Annotated in this window: 13 protein-coding genes; 3 read left to right on the top strand and 10 right to left on the bottom strand. The window is 71.0% G+C overall.

Annotation, left to right across the window (positions count from 1 at the left end; genetic code table 11):
* Positions 1–66: 66 nt before the first annotated feature.
* The 9 genes from ACQPYK_RS36505 to ACQPYK_RS36465 form a co-directional block, all read right to left on the bottom strand.
* Entirely contained in the window at positions 67–1,488 is a 1,422-nt protein-coding gene (locus ACQPYK_RS36505; protein WP_433241592.1) for an acyl-CoA carboxylase subunit beta, read from the bottom strand.
* Positions 1,489–1,501: 13 nt separating this feature from the next.
* A complete protein-coding gene (fabF, locus tag ACQPYK_RS36500) occupies positions 1,502–2,734 on the bottom strand; it encodes a beta-ketoacyl-ACP synthase II (protein WP_433241589.1) in 1,233 nt (410 codons plus the stop codon).
* 51 nt (positions 2,735–2,785) lie between these two features.
* Complete coding sequence (locus ACQPYK_RS36495) at positions 2,786–3,025, bottom strand: acyl carrier protein (protein WP_012893485.1); 240 nt, start codon at positions 3,023–3,025, stop codon at positions 2,786–2,788.
* Positions 3,026–3,132: 107 nt separating this feature from the next.
* Positions 3,133–4,089 (bottom strand): beta-ketoacyl-ACP synthase III, encoded by a 957-nt coding sequence (locus ACQPYK_RS36490; protein ID WP_433241586.1) that lies wholly within the window; start codon positions 4,087–4,089, stop codon positions 3,133–3,135.
* A 74-nt stretch (positions 4,090–4,163) separates the two neighbouring features.
* On the bottom strand, positions 4,164–5,069 hold the full coding sequence (locus ACQPYK_RS36485) for an ACP S-malonyltransferase (protein ID WP_433241583.1): 906 nt from the start codon (positions 5,067–5,069) through the stop codon (positions 4,164–4,166).
* 117 nt (positions 5,070–5,186) lie between these two features.
* Entirely contained in the window at positions 5,187–6,413 is a 1,227-nt protein-coding gene (locus ACQPYK_RS36480) for a PucR family transcriptional regulator (protein ID WP_433241580.1), read from the bottom strand.
* A 96-nt stretch (positions 6,414–6,509) separates the two neighbouring features.
* Entirely contained in the window at positions 6,510–6,989 is a 480-nt protein-coding gene (locus ACQPYK_RS36475) for a DUF350 domain-containing protein (RefSeq protein ID WP_433241577.1), read from the bottom strand.
* Positions 6,990–7,006: 17 nt separating this feature from the next.
* Positions 7,007–8,167: a glutathionylspermidine synthase family protein gene (locus ACQPYK_RS36470; RefSeq protein ID WP_433241574.1), complete on the bottom strand. Its 1,161-nt coding sequence runs from the start codon at positions 8,165–8,167 to the stop codon at positions 7,007–7,009.
* A gap of 10 nt (positions 8,168–8,177) precedes the next feature.
* A complete protein-coding gene (locus ACQPYK_RS36465; RefSeq protein WP_433241571.1) occupies positions 8,178–8,612 on the bottom strand; it encodes a hypothetical protein in 435 nt (144 codons plus the stop codon).
* 115 nt (positions 8,613–8,727) lie between these two features.
* Between ACQPYK_RS36465 and ACQPYK_RS36460 the strand changes: the two genes are divergently transcribed.
* Entirely contained in the window at positions 8,728–9,516 is a 789-nt protein-coding gene (locus tag ACQPYK_RS36460; RefSeq protein WP_433241568.1) for a helix-turn-helix transcriptional regulator, read from the top strand.
* Between the two features lie 30 nt (positions 9,517–9,546).
* On the opposite strand, the gene ACQPYK_RS36455 is transcribed toward ACQPYK_RS36460, so the two are convergent.
* A complete protein-coding gene (locus tag ACQPYK_RS36455; protein ID WP_433241565.1) occupies positions 9,547–10,080 on the bottom strand; it encodes a MarR family winged helix-turn-helix transcriptional regulator in 534 nt (177 codons plus the stop codon).
* Positions 10,081–10,163: 83 nt separating this feature from the next.
* Between ACQPYK_RS36455 and ACQPYK_RS36450 the strand changes: the two genes are divergently transcribed.
* Both ACQPYK_RS36450 and ACQPYK_RS36445 read left to right on the top strand, forming a co-directional pair.
* A complete protein-coding gene (locus ACQPYK_RS36450; RefSeq protein WP_433259020.1) occupies positions 10,164–11,426 on the top strand; it encodes an amidohydrolase family protein in 1,263 nt (420 codons plus the stop codon).
* A 219-nt stretch (positions 11,427–11,645) separates the two neighbouring features.
* Complete coding sequence (locus ACQPYK_RS36445) at positions 11,646–13,448, top strand: protein kinase domain-containing protein (protein WP_433241562.1); 1,803 nt, start codon at positions 11,646–11,648, stop codon at positions 13,446–13,448.
* Positions 13,449–13,489: the final 41 nt, after the last annotated feature.

Raw genomic sequence — 13,489 nt, 5'->3', positions numbered from 1 at the left:
GCCGGCGGGGGCGTCGTGGAAGCGGGCTGTCGAGACGGTCCTTCGAAGTGAGGCCGTCGCGACGGGTCAGAGCGGGATGTTCCCGTGCGCGCCGCGGGCCGGGGTGGCCTGAGCCAGGACCTTGGCGATGGCGCCGCGGGTCTCCTCGGGCTTGATGACCTCGTCCACCACGCCGAGCTCGATGGCCCGGTCGAGGCCGCCGGCGACGATCTCGTGCTCCTCTGCGAGCTTGGCCTCCAGCTCCGCACGCTCCTCGTCGGGCGCCGCCGCGAGCTCGCGGCGCTTGAGGACGCGGACCGCGGCGACCGCTCCCATGACCGCGATCTGGGTGGTCGGCCAGCCGAAGACTCGGGTGGCGCCCAGCGAGCGGGAGTTCATCGCGATGTAGGCGCCTCCGTAGGCCTTGCGGGTCACCAGCGTGATCCGCGGCACCGAGGCCTCGGCGAAGGCGTGCAGGAGCTTGGCGCCGCGGCGGACCACGCCGTCGTGCTCCTGGCCGACGCCGGGGAGGTAGCCGGGGACGTCGACCAGGACGACCAGCGGCACCCCGAAGGCATCGCACATACGGACGAACCGTGCGGCCTTTTCGGCGGAGGCGGCGTCGAGGCAGCCGCCCAGGCGCATCGGGTTGTTGGCGATCACGCCGATGGTCCGACCCCCGAGACGGCCCAGCGTGGTGACGATGTTCGGTGCCCATTTCGGGTGCAGCTCGACACCCGGCTCGTCGAGCAGACCCTTGACCAGCGGCTTCACATCGTAGGCGCGACGTACGTTCTCCGGCAGGAGATCGGAGAAGTCGACCTCGTCGATGTCGGTGCGGACTCGGCCCTGGTGACCGAGGAGCACCGCCAGGCGTCGTGCCTGGACGTAGGCCTCGGTCTCGGACTTGGCGACCACGTGGACGACGCCGCTGCGCTTGCTGTGCGGCTCGGGGCCGCCGAGGGCCGCCATGTCGATCTGCTCGCCGGTGACACTGCGCACCACGTCGGGACCGGTGACGAAGATGCGGCCCTCGTCGGCCAGGATCACGATGTCGGTCAGCGCCGGGCCGTAGGCGGCGCCGCCGGCCGCGGGGCCGACCACCACGGACAGCTGCGGGATCACGCCGGAGGCACGGGTCATCGCGGCGAAGACGCGGCCGACCGCGTGCAGCGACTCGACGCCCTCGGCGAGCCGGGCGCCGCCCGAGTGCCACACGCCGATGACCGGGACCCGCTCGCGGACCGCGACGTCGTAGGCGTGCACGATGTGCTCGCAGCCTTCGCTTCCCATCGCGCCGCCCTGGACGCGGGCGTCGCTGACGAACGCCACGGCCGGTACACCCTCGACGCGACCCATCGCGGAGAGCACGCCGCTGCGGTCCACGGGGGTGATCAGCCGGACGGAGCCCTCGTCGAAGAGGGCTGCGAGGCGCACCTGAGGGTCACGAGGATCGGCAGCCTCCTTTTCGGAGGCGTCGGTCACCACCCCGCTGTCGAGCACAGTCATCCCTAGCTCCCTGTCAGATGCTGCTGAAGGCCACGGCGACGTCGTGTCCGCCGAACCCGAAGGAGTTGTTGATCGCGGCGATCTGACCGTCGGGCAGCTTGCGCGGCGCGCCGCGCACGATGTCCACCTCGACGCCGTCGTCGAGGTCGTCCAGGTTGATGGTGCCGGGCGCGATCCGCTCGTGCAGCGCCAGGACAGTGAAGACGGATTCGATGCCGCCGGCGCCGCCGAGCAGGTGACCGGTCATCGACTTGGTGCCGCTGACCAGCGGGTGGTTGCCGATGACCTCGCTGATCGCAAGCGTTTCCACCACGTCGCCCGCGGGGGTGGACGTGGCGTGCGCGTTCACGTGCTTGATGTCCTGACCGGTGAGGCCGGAGTTCTCCAGGGCGCGGCGCATGGCCAGCATGACCCCGGCGCCGGTCGGCTCCGGCTGGGCGATGTGGTGGGCGTCGGCGGAGTAGCCGACGCCGGCGGCCACCGCGTAGATCTTGGCGCCGCGCGCGAGGGCGTGCTCCTCCGACTCCAGCACGACGATGCCGGCGCCCTCACCGAGGACGAATCCGTCACGACCCCTGTCCCAGGGGCGGGAGGCCAACTGGGGCTCGTCGTTGCGGGTGGACATGGCCCGCATGGCGGCGAAGGAGCCGATGTTCAGCGGGTGGATGGCCGCCTCGGTGCCGCCGGCGACGACCATGTCGGCGCGCCCGGAGCGGATCATCTCGATGGCGTAGCCGATGGACTCGGCGCCGGTGGCGCAGGCGCTCACGGTGGCGTGCACGCCGGCCCGGGCGCCGACCTCGATGCCGATCCAGCCTGCCGCGCCGTTCGGCATCAGCATCGGGACGGTGTACGGCGAGAGCCGCTGCCAGCCCTTCTCCTTGAAGGTGTCATAGGCGGCGAGGATCGTGGTGATGCCGCCGATCCCGCTGCCCACGACCACGCCGAGGCGCTCCGCGTCGACCTTGTCGATCGCGGCGTGCGCCCAGGCCTCGCGAGCCGCGACCAGCGCGAACTGCTCGGCCCGGTCAAGCCGCCGTGCCTCCGGCCGGGGCAGCACCTCGGTCGGGTCCACGGCGGCCACGGCGGCGAACTTCACCGGGACGGAGTCGACCCAGTCCTCGGTGAGATCGCGGACCCCGGACCGACCGGCGAGAAGCGCCGACCAGGTCGAGGCGACGTCCCCACCGAGGGGCGTCGTCGCGCCGAGCCCGGTGACGACGACACGTACCTGGTCTGTGTTCACTTTCTGCGCTCCTTGTGATCGCGGGTCTAATCCGGGAAGTTGTACGACGTCTCAGTTCTGGATGAAGTTGATGACGTCCTTGACGGTCTTGAGGTGCTTGAGCTGCTCGTCCGGGATCTCGACGCCGAACTCGTCCTGGGCGGCGACGGCGATCTCGACCATGGACAGCGAGTCGATGTCGAGGTCGTCCACGAAGTTCTTCTCCGGGCTGACCTCAGAGGCCGGAATGCCGGTGATCTCGTTGATGATCTTGCCGATACCAGCGAGGATCTCCTGCTCGGTCAGAGCCATGTCGCGTATTCTCCTTGGATTGGGTTTCTTCTTGTTCTGCACGGCCGTGGCCGTACAAGCTTCAGAGGGTCTCGACGCGCCCTGTACGGCGAAGCCGCACCGGACGCTCAGGGGATCTCGACGACCTGGCCGGCGTAGGTCAGGCCGGCGCCGAAGCCCAGCAGCAGAGCGAGGCCGCCCGACTGGACTTCGCCGCGCTCGACCATCCGCGACAGCGCCAGCGGGATCGAGGCCGCGGAGGTGTTGCCCGCCAGCACGATGTCCTTGGCGATGACGGCGTTGTCGGCGCCGATCTTGCGTGCGATGGCCTCGATGATGCGCAGGTTGGCCTGGTGGGGCACGAAGGCCGCGAGGTCGGCGGGGTTCACCCCGGCACGCTCGCAGACCTCCTTGGCGACCGGGTGAAGCGCGGTGGTGGCCCAGCGGAACACGGTCTGGCCTTCCTGGTGCAGGAAGGAGTCGCGGTCCTTGATGATGATCGCGTCGGACTTGTCGCCGGCGCTGCCCCACACCACCGGGCCGATGCGGGGGACGTCGGAGGGGCCGACGACCGCGGCGCCGGCACCGTCGGCGAAGATCACCGCGGTGGTCCGGTCGGTCCAGTCGATCCACTGGGAGAGCTTCTCGGTGCCGATGACCAGCACGTTGGTGGCCGAGCCCGCGCGGATGGCGTCGTTGGCGACGGCCAGCGCGTAGCAGAAGCCGGAGCAGGCGGTGTTCACGTCGAAGGCGCCGGGGGCGTCGATGCCCAGGCGGGTGGCCACCCGGCCGGCCGCGTTGGGGATCTGCGTCTCCAGCGTGCAGGTCGCGACGATCACCAGGTCGATGTCGGCGGCCGACAGCCCGCTGGCGGCGAGGGCCTTGCCGCCGGCCTGCACGGCGAGGTCGATCTCCGACTCACCGGCGGAGGCGATCCGGCGCTCCTTGATGCCGACGCGGCTCTGGATCCACTCGTCGTTGGTCTCCATGGTGGCCGACAGTTCGGCGTTGGTGACCACCCTGGACGGCTGGTAGTGGCCGAGGGCCAGGATCTTCGCGCCAGGAGCGCCCTGCGGGGTCTTCATCCGTCGCTCACCACTTCTCGTTCGCTGCGCGAGCCACTTGTGGCTCGCGGGTCGCCGCGCTCACCGCGCCGGGTTCAGGCCGATGCACTGAGAACCTCACGGGCGGCGTCGAGGTCGTCGGGAGTCTTCAGGGCGACCGTGGTCACCCCGCGCAGCGCACGCTTGGCCAGGCCGGTGAGCGTGCCGCCGGGCAGGAGCTCGATCATCGCCGTGACGCCCCGGTCGGACATCGTGGCCATGCAGGCGTCCCAGCGGACCGGGTTGGCGACCTGGTTGATCAGCCGCTCCACGAACTCGGCGCCGCTGGTGACCACCGCGCCGTCCGCGTTGGACAGCAGGGTCACCGACGGGTCGCCGGGCGTGACGCCGGCCGCGACCTCGCGCAGGTGATCGACCGCCGGGGCCATGTGGACGGTGTGGAACGCGCCGGCGACCGAGAGCGGTATCAGCCGGGCACGCGCGGGCGGGTCGGCCTTGAAGGCCTCCAACTGCGCCAGCGTGCCGCCGGCCACGATCTGCCCGGCGCCGTTGACGTTGGCCGGGGTGAGGCCGTGCGCGTCGATGGCCGCGAGCACGTCTTCTTCGACGCCGCCGAGAACCGCGACCATGCCCGTCTCGGTGATCGCGGCGGCCTTGGCCATGGCCTGACCGCGTTCGCGGACCAGGGTCAGGGCCTGCTCGGCGGTGAGCACCCCGGCGAGGGCGGCGGCGGTCAGCTCCCCGACGCTGTGACCGGCGACGATCGCCGGGGAGGCCCCGAGGACCTCGGCGACGGCCAGCCCGGCGGCCACGAGCAGGGGCTGCGCGACCGCGGTGTCACGGATCTCGTCCGCGCCGGCGGTGGTCCCGTAGGCGATCAGATCGATGCCGACCAGCTCGGACCATGCGGACAGGCGGTCCGCCAGGCCCGGTATGTCGAGCCATGGGGCCAGGAAACCTGGAGTCTGGGCGCCTTGGCCCGGAGCGACGATGACGAGCACGAAAACCAGCCTGCCCTGTAGAAGTCCGCTACACGGATAAGGATACGAACGAACTTTATCCACATCTTTTTGTAGGAAACCTACAGCGGGAGTTTCGCGGATGTTAAGTAAAGAGAACTAGATCCCGGTTGTTTCGGACAGGCGGCCCAAAATAAGCCCGACCTGCAGGGTAAAGGCGGAACGCCCCTCCGTGGGCTGGTATCCGGTCAGTTCGGTGATCTTACGCAGGCGGTAGCGCACCGTGTTCGGGTGCACGAAGAGCAATCGGGCCGTGGCCTCCAGGGACGTGCCCTGTTCGAGGTAGGTGGCGAGCGTGTCGAGGAGCGGCGTGCCCACCAGCGGCAGGTAGACGTTTTCGATCAGCTGGCCCCTGGCGTCGCCGTCGCCGTCGATCGCCCGTTCGGCCAGCAGGTCCTCGGCGTGGACGGGCCGGGGGGCGTCGGGCCATCCGGAGGCGGCCCGCAGGCCGGCGATCGCCGCCCGCGCCGAACTCGCGGCGGCCTGCAGGTCGTTCACCTCCGGCCCGATCACGATCGGGCCGGGCCCGAAGCGCGGCACCACGTGCCTGGCCGCGGCGCTGACGCTGTCGGCCCCGCCCACGATCACGATCAGCCGGTCGTTGTGGACCCCGGCCAGCATGTCCAGCCCGGACCTGCGTCCCCGGTCGCGCAGCCCGTCGATCACCGCCTGCGGGTCGTCGTCGGGGGTGTGCCCGGCCAGCACCACGATGGGGGAGGAGGTCCAGCCGAGCGCGGCGGCCCACGAGTGCAGGCCGTCGTCGACCTCGCCCCGGACCAGGGCGTCGACGATCAAAGCCTCCAGTCGCGCGTCCCAGGCGCCGCGCGCCTCGGCCTCCCGCGCGTAGACCTGGGCGGCGGCGAACGCCACGTCGCGGGTGTAGCGGAGCATCGCCTGCTGCAGCTGGTCCTCCCCGCCGGGCGCGGCCAGGTCGCCGGTCTGCGCCTCGACCACCTCGACCACGATCCGGACGATGTCGACGGTCTGCTGCAGCGAGATGGAGCGCTTGAGCTCCCGGGGCGCGGTGCCGAAGAACTCGATGCTCGGGGTCGGGCGGCCCTCTCCGGCGTGCTGGAACCATTCCACGAACGCGGCGATCCCCGCCTGGGCCACCAATCCGACCCAGGACCTGTCCTCGGCCGACAGGGCACGGAACCACATCAGCCGGTCGTCCATCCTCGCCATGGCCGCCGTGCCCAGTGTGCCCATGGCCCGCTCCAGCCGGCGGGTGGTGTCTTCTCGCACCCGGTCCTGGTCGGGCTCCCCTCTGCCGGGCTCGACCAGGACGTCGCCGTGTTTGCTGCCTCGCTCGTTCCGCTCCCTCACGTCACTAAGAGTGCCAGGTCGCGTGAGATGCGCCAGCCGCCGTCCGGTCGGCGCGGCCTCGCGCCCCGTACGGCGAGGCGCTCCACACCGCCCCGGTCAGATGACGGCGACGGCGGTGATCAGGCCGATGACCAGGTGGGTGACCGCCAGGAGGCGGGCGCCGGGCTGGAGGTCGGGCTCCTGGACCAGCTCGCGGACCGAGATGCCGGCGACCCTGTCGAAGGCGACCATCGCGACCGTCTGCACGGCGATGCCGACCAGGCCGAAGACCGCGGTCGCGAGCAGGCCCTCGTGCAGGGCCCCGCCCGCCGACCAGATGGAGGCCGCGACGATCAGCCCCACGGCGGCCAGGCCGGAGCCGGTCAGCAGCGTGGCGTTGGGGTTACGGTCGGCTTTGATCAGCTGGCTGAGCTTGCCCGGGATGGCCATGTCTATCACGTAGAAGCCGATGATCAGCAGGATCACGCCGAGCGCGGCGTAGGAGACGATGGCGAGCGCGCCACGCCCGAGGATTTCGGCGAGCGAGAGGGCGGCCGTCTCGGCGCCGGCCGGGACGGGCGAGGGGATGGGAGGCATGGTGTTCTCTCCGGGTTCTAAAGTTCGATGCGGTGGGGGACGAAGGACGACGTGTCGTCGGTGATGAACCCTGAGGTCTCGCGGATGCCGGCCCCGGCCGCCTCGTCGTGGATCACCCAGGCGCCGAGTACGGGACGCCAGCCGTCGAAGACGGGCAGCGGCTGGAACTCCTGGTAGACGTAGCCTTCGGCGCCGTAGCCGCCCGGGGTCTCGACGCGGTCGCCGGGGGTGACGATCCGCATGCTCGCGCCCTCCCGGCCGAGCAGCGGTTTGGCGATGTAGGACGCCATGTCACGGGGGCCGTCGAGGTAGGCCGGCAGCAGGTTCGGATGGCCCGGATACAGCTCCCATAGCACGGCGAGCAGCGCCTTGTTGGACAGCAGCATCTTCCACAGCGGCTCGATCCAGGTCATCGAGACCTGCTGACGCACCGCCTGGGCGCCGAACGGGTCGGCGACCGCCCACTCCCACGGATACAGCTTGCACAGGGAGCGGATCACCCGCCCCTCCATGTCCACGAACCGCAGGTTGAGGCCGTCCCAGCCGATGTCCTCCATGGCCACGGCGATCGTCTTCAGCCCTGCCTGGTCGGCGGTCTCCTGGAGGTAGGCGAGGGTCATCGCCTCCTCGCCGGTCTCGTCCATGTTGGTCCAGGCGAAGTGCGCCGGCCCGCTGGGCAGGACGGCCGCTATCTGCTGCCAGCGGTCGATCAACCGCTCGTGGATGGAGTTCCACTGGTCGTCGTCGGGGTAGCGGTCCCGCAGCCAGAACCACTGCACGACCGAGCTCTCCAGCAGACTGGTCGGGGTGTCGGCGTTGTACTCCAGCAGCTTGGCGGGGCCGGTGCCGTCGTAGCGCAGATCGAAGCGGCCGAACAGGTGGGGGTCGTTGCGCTCCCAGGAGCGTGCGATCTCCGGCGCCGCCCAGCCGGGGATGGCGAAGTCGGCGTAGCGGCCGTGCTCGATGACGTGCTCCACCGCGTGCAGGCACATCCGGTGCAGTTCCTCGACCTGGTTCTCCAGGTCGAGGACCTCGTCCATGGAGAAGACGTACTGCACGCCCTCGTCCCAGTAGGGGCGGTCGAGACCGCCGGGGTGGGCCGAACGGTGGTAGGCCAGGCCGTGGCCCTCGATGATGCTCTCCCAGTCGTCCCGGGGGAGCGAAGTCTCGCGTCTCATCTGCCCGGGCTCAGCTCCCGCTGCCCCAGCCGCTGCGGCCGCCGAAGCCGCCGCGCTGGATCACGGTGCCCTTGCGGCTGGTGATCGTGACGTCGGAGGGCCGCACGGTGGTGCCGCGCAGGATCCGCGCTCCGGAGCGCACGCCCCCGTAGTACCAGCTGTAGGCGCCCCGGGAACCGTGGTAGCCGTGGTAGTGGGAGTCGTCGCAGTAGTCTTCGTCCACGACCGTGTAGGACCCGTCCGGCTGCCGGCTGTTGAGGTCCACGCAGTCGGCGCCGACCTCCGCGTAGTCGTCCTGCGCCGAGCAGTAGCCGATGAGCAGGACCGAGACGACGCCGAGCCCGGTGAGCGTGATGACCTTGGACGCCTTCGAGCCCGAGGACTTGGCGGGCAGGTGCGGGGGGTCCTGTCCTGCGGCCAGTGGGTGTTTCGATGCTGCGGCCATCAAACTCCAATGAGATGTGTCGCCACAGGCTATCGATGCTGTTTTGTCTGTTCAACTACGGTGTAGTGATCGACGTCCATCGAGACTGTCGGTATCGGCGCGTAACGTCGTGAATGTGAACCGTACTGATCGGCTTTACGCTCTGGTCGAGGAGCTTCGTGCGATCTCGCCCCGGTTCCGGTCGGCCCGGGAGCTTGCCGCCAGGTTCGAGGTGAGCGTGCGCACGGTCGAGCGCGACATCTCCGCGCTCCAGCGGTCGGGGGTGGCGATCCACGCCGAGCCCGGCAGGCGCGGCTACGCCCTGGGCAGGAGCCTGTCGCTGCCTCCGATCGACTTCACCCCGGCCGAGGCGGCGGCGGTCGCCGTGGCGCTCGAACGGGCGGGGGAGGACCCCCTGGCCCTCCACGCCCGCAGCGCCCTGCACAAGCTGGTCGCCGCGATGACGCCCGCCGGAGAAGCCGGAGGAGTCGGGGAAACCAGGGAAGTCGGGGAAGCCGGAGAGGTCGAAGAAGTCGAGGGGGGCGGGGAGGCGGAAGGCGCGGTGGAGGCCGGGGCCGGGAAGCCGGTCGCCGGGGCGCGCACGGCCGTCGAGCCGGAGCCCTATCCCCGGGTGTCGCGCGTGATCGAGCAGGCGCTGCTGCACCGCAGGGTGCTGCGGATCGAATACGAAGACCGCAAGGGCCGCGTCACCACGCGCGAGGTGGAGCCGGTGATCTTCGTGGGCGGGCGTGGCGGCCACTGGTATCTCGTGGGCATGTGCCGGCTCCGAAAGGACGCGCGGGCCTTCCGGCTCGACCGTATCGGCCGGGCCGAGGAGACCGAGGAGGCCGCGCCCGAGCGCGGGCAGGAGCGGTTCTCCTCGCGTATCCCCCAGATGATCGTGGGGGCTCCGGACCTGGAGTGAGCGTGGTGGTGTGGGCCGCCGCCGGGCGGTTCAGCCCCGGTGGGAGGGGGCCGGCCGGTCGCCGAGGGCGAGCAGCACCTCGCGCAGCAGGTCGGCCAGGGCCCGCGCGGTGTCCTGCGGGACGCCGGCGAGCAGGCTCCCGTGGGCCTCGGTCGTGGCCAGGGCGAGCTCCTCGGCCCGCCGCGCGCCCAGTGGCGTCAGGCGGACCCAGGAGCTGCGGCCGTCGGAGGCGTCAGGCTCGCGCTCGACGAGCTTCGCGGTGGTGAGCCGCTGCAGGATGTTGCTCGTCCCTCCCGTCGTGAGCGAGGAGCGGGAGGCGAGCTGGCTGGGCTTGAGACGGTAGGGGGCGCCGGCTCTGCGCAGCGTCGCCAGGACGTCGAACTCGGCGTAGGTCAGTCCGTAGGCGCCCAGCACGGACTGGGTGACCTCCTCGACGAGGGACTTCAGGCGCCCGGCACGCTTGATGATCTCCAGCTGGACGGTGGCGGCCTCGGGCAGCTCGGCCCGCCATCCCTCCATCATCTCGTCGACGTGGTCGCGCTGTGTCGTGTCTCGCCGTGCCATGGGATTGAGGATAGTCCTCTCACCTGATAGCTTTTCGAAAAGCTTTTTAGATTGCTTTTACGACAGGGAGATTTCTCGTGCGCATGCTCATCACCAACGGGACCGTGATCGACACCGATCCGCAGCCCCGCGTCCTGCCGGGAGCGGACGTGCTCGTGGAGGACGGGACGATCGTCGCCGTGGGCCCCGGGCTCGGCGTCGACCCCGGAGCCGCCGAGGTCGTCGACGCGACCGGCCGGATCGTGCTGCCCGGCTTCGTGGACACGCACCGGCACGTCTGGCAGAGCGTGATCCGCTCCATCGCGGCCGACGCGACGCTGGGTGAATACCTCGGCCTCATCCTGGGCCGGCTCGCCCCCGCCTTCCGGGCGGAGGACGTCTACGCCGCCAACCTGTGGGGCGCTCTGGAGGCGCTCAACGCCGGCGTCACCACGGTCTACGACTGGTCGCACATCCAGCTCACCCCCGCGCACACCGACGCCGCGATCGACGCGTTGCGCGAGTCGGGGCTCCGGAGCGTCTTCGCCTACGCGCACCCGGCCGGCGACGACGACGCACGCAGGGAGGACGAGGTGCGGAGAATCGCCTCGCTCGGCCTGCCGGACCTGGTGACCCCGGCCCTGGCCGCATGGGGGCCCGTCTACGGCTCGATCGGCGCGGCCGAGGCCGACTGGCGGCTGGCCCGTGAGCTCGGGCTTCCGATCAGCCTGCACGCGACCGGCGTCGGGGCGGTCGAGCGGCTGCACGAGAGCGGCCTGCTCGGGCCCGACGTGATGTTCGTGCACGGCAACGGCTTCACCGACGAGGCGATGAAGCTCATCGCCGACAGCGGCGGCGTCGCCTCGGTCGCACCCGTCGTGGAGTCCCAGATGGGGCACGGGCATCCGGAGACCGGCAGGTTCCTCGGGTTCGGGATCCCGACGGGGCTCGGCGTCGACACGGTCACCGACGCCCCGGGCGACCTGTTCACCGTCATGCGCGCCGCGTTCGCCGGGGAACGGGTCCGGGGCGGATCGCTGACCACGGCCGAGGTGCTGCGGATGGCGACCGCCGAGGGGGCGCGGGTCCTCGGCATGGAGGACCGGATCGGCTCGCTGCGACCGGGCAAGCAGGCCGACATCATCATGCTCCGCGCCGACGCCCTCAACCTCGCGCCGGTGCACGACCCGATCGGCGCCGTGGTGACCTGCGCCGACACCAGCAACGTGGACACCGTGATCGTCGCCGGCCGGATCGTGAAGCGAGCGGGCCGTCTCGTCCAGGCGGACGCGCGCCGAGCCCTCGATCTCGCCTCCCGCACGGCCGCGCGGATCGCCGAGGCCGCCCAAGCCCCGGGTGCCGCCTGAGTTACGGCGCCGCCGGGCGGCGCTCGGTGCCTTTTCTCATGGCGATTCCCTTCCTGCCGCCCCAGGCGCGGCGAGGACCTCGTCGAACGCTCTTCCGGCGAATCAGCTTGACCGTTCAGCCTGACCGTCCTCTATGTCCAAGGGGTTGGCGAGAGCGTGTGATCTTCACCGTGCCGATGTGTAATGCTTGGGCAAAGCGGTGCATACGAGGGGTCGGCGATGCCGGAGACCAGACCGCTGCGGCCCGGGGATCCGCCGCAGTTGGGGGACTACACGCTCAGGGGCAGGCTGGGGGAGGGCGGTCAGGGGGTCGTCTACCTGGGGGAGTCCGACAGCGGAGAACACGCCGCGATCAAGCTGCTGCACGTGCGTTTCACCGGCGAGGTCCACGCGAGATCCCGCTTCGCGCGCGAACTCACGGCGGCCCGCCGGGTCGCGGCCTTCTGCACCGCCCGGGTGCTCGCCGCCGACCTCGACGGTGAGACGCCGTACATCGCGAGCGAGCTGATCGACGGACCCTCGCTGCGCCAGGTCGTCGAACGCGACGGGCCGCTCGGCGGGGAGGCGCTCGAACGGCTCGCCGTCGGCACGGTCACCGCGCTGACCGCGATCCACCACGCCGGGATCGCCCACCGCGATTTCAAACCGGACAACGTGCTGCTCGCCGCGGACGGTCCCCGGGTCGTCGACTTCGGCATCGCGAAGATCATCGATGAGAGCGGGACGATCACCACCCGCGCGGTCGGGACCCCCGCCTACATGGCGCCCGAGCAGATCGCCGAGGAGCATGTCGGCTTCCCCGCCGACGTGTTCGCCTGGGCCTCCACCATGGTCTTCACCGCCACGGGCAAGGCGCCCTTCGGCGGGGACACGATCGTGGCGACGCTCAACCGGGTCATCAACCACGAGGCCGACCTGAGCGCCCTCCCCGAGGGCCTGCGCGCGGTCGTCGCCTCCTGCCTGCACAAGGACCAGAGGCTGCGGCCCACCTCCGACGAGGTGCTCAAACGCCTGCTCGGCCATCCGGTGGACGAGGCCGAGGCGTCCGAGGAGGTGCTCGCAGAGGGCGCCCAGGTCGCCACGGTCGACCTGACCCGGGCAGAGGGGCGGGCTCCGGCCGGCCGTCGCCGTCGTCTGGTCGCCGCCGGCGCCGCCGCCCTCGGCGTGGCCGCGGCCTTCGCCTTCATCCAGTTCGGCCCCGCCTTCGGCGGGAACGTCGAGGTCCCACCGGCCCGGAGCGCTCCCGCCACCGCCACTCCCACGGCGACCTCCACCGGCTCGGCGCTGCTCGATCGGATCAGGGGCGGCGGCGTGCTCAAAGTGGGCTACCGCAACGGCCTGCCCGGGGTGTCGCTGGGTGACCCGCCCAGCGGGTTCGAGATCGAGGTGGCCCAGCACATCGCCAAGGCCCTGAAGGTGCCCGAGGGCAGGGTCAGGTTCGTGCCCGTGGGCTACGCCGACCGGGAGGCGGCGGTCGAGCGGGGCAAGGTGGACCTCGTGATCGCCAACCTCTCGATCGACGGCGCCGACCGCGGCCGGGTCGCCTTCGCCGGGCCGTACTACATCGCCCATCGCGACGTGCTCGTCCGGGCCGGCGTGAGGATCTCCAAGGTGGAGCACCTGCGCGGCAGGAGGATCTGCCTGCCGAAGGGGCAGACCACCAGTCCCATGATCAGCGACAGGGGCGTCAGATTCGTCGCCGTCCACGACGACGACACCTCCAAGTGCGCGACCCGGGTGGCCGACGGCAGCGCCGACGCCCTGCCCGGCGACGACGTGCTGATCGCCGGGTTCGGCGCCCGCCTGCGCGGGATCGGACTCAAGATCGCCGGAATCCGGCTCACCACCGAACGGTACGGCGTCGCCCTGAAGGCCGGCGACCCCGAGGCCTGCCGGGCGATCAACGGGGCGATCGCGTCCATGTACGCGAACGGGACCATGGAGGCACTGCTCAGGCGCCACTTCGGCAGGGTCGGGTTCCGTTTCGAGACCGGCCTGCCCCGGCCGGAGGTCTGCGGGTAGCGCGCGTCCCCCCGGCGGGGCGTCCTGGCGTGGAGTCCTGG

Source organism: Streptosporangium sp. CA-135522 (assembly GCF_050949235.1).
In the GTDB taxonomy this organism is placed as follows: Bacteria; Actinomycetota; Actinomycetes; order Streptosporangiales; family Streptosporangiaceae; genus Streptosporangium.
Note: the sequence above shows the minus strand (reverse complement) of the source record. Positions and strands in the feature narration are given on the sequence as shown.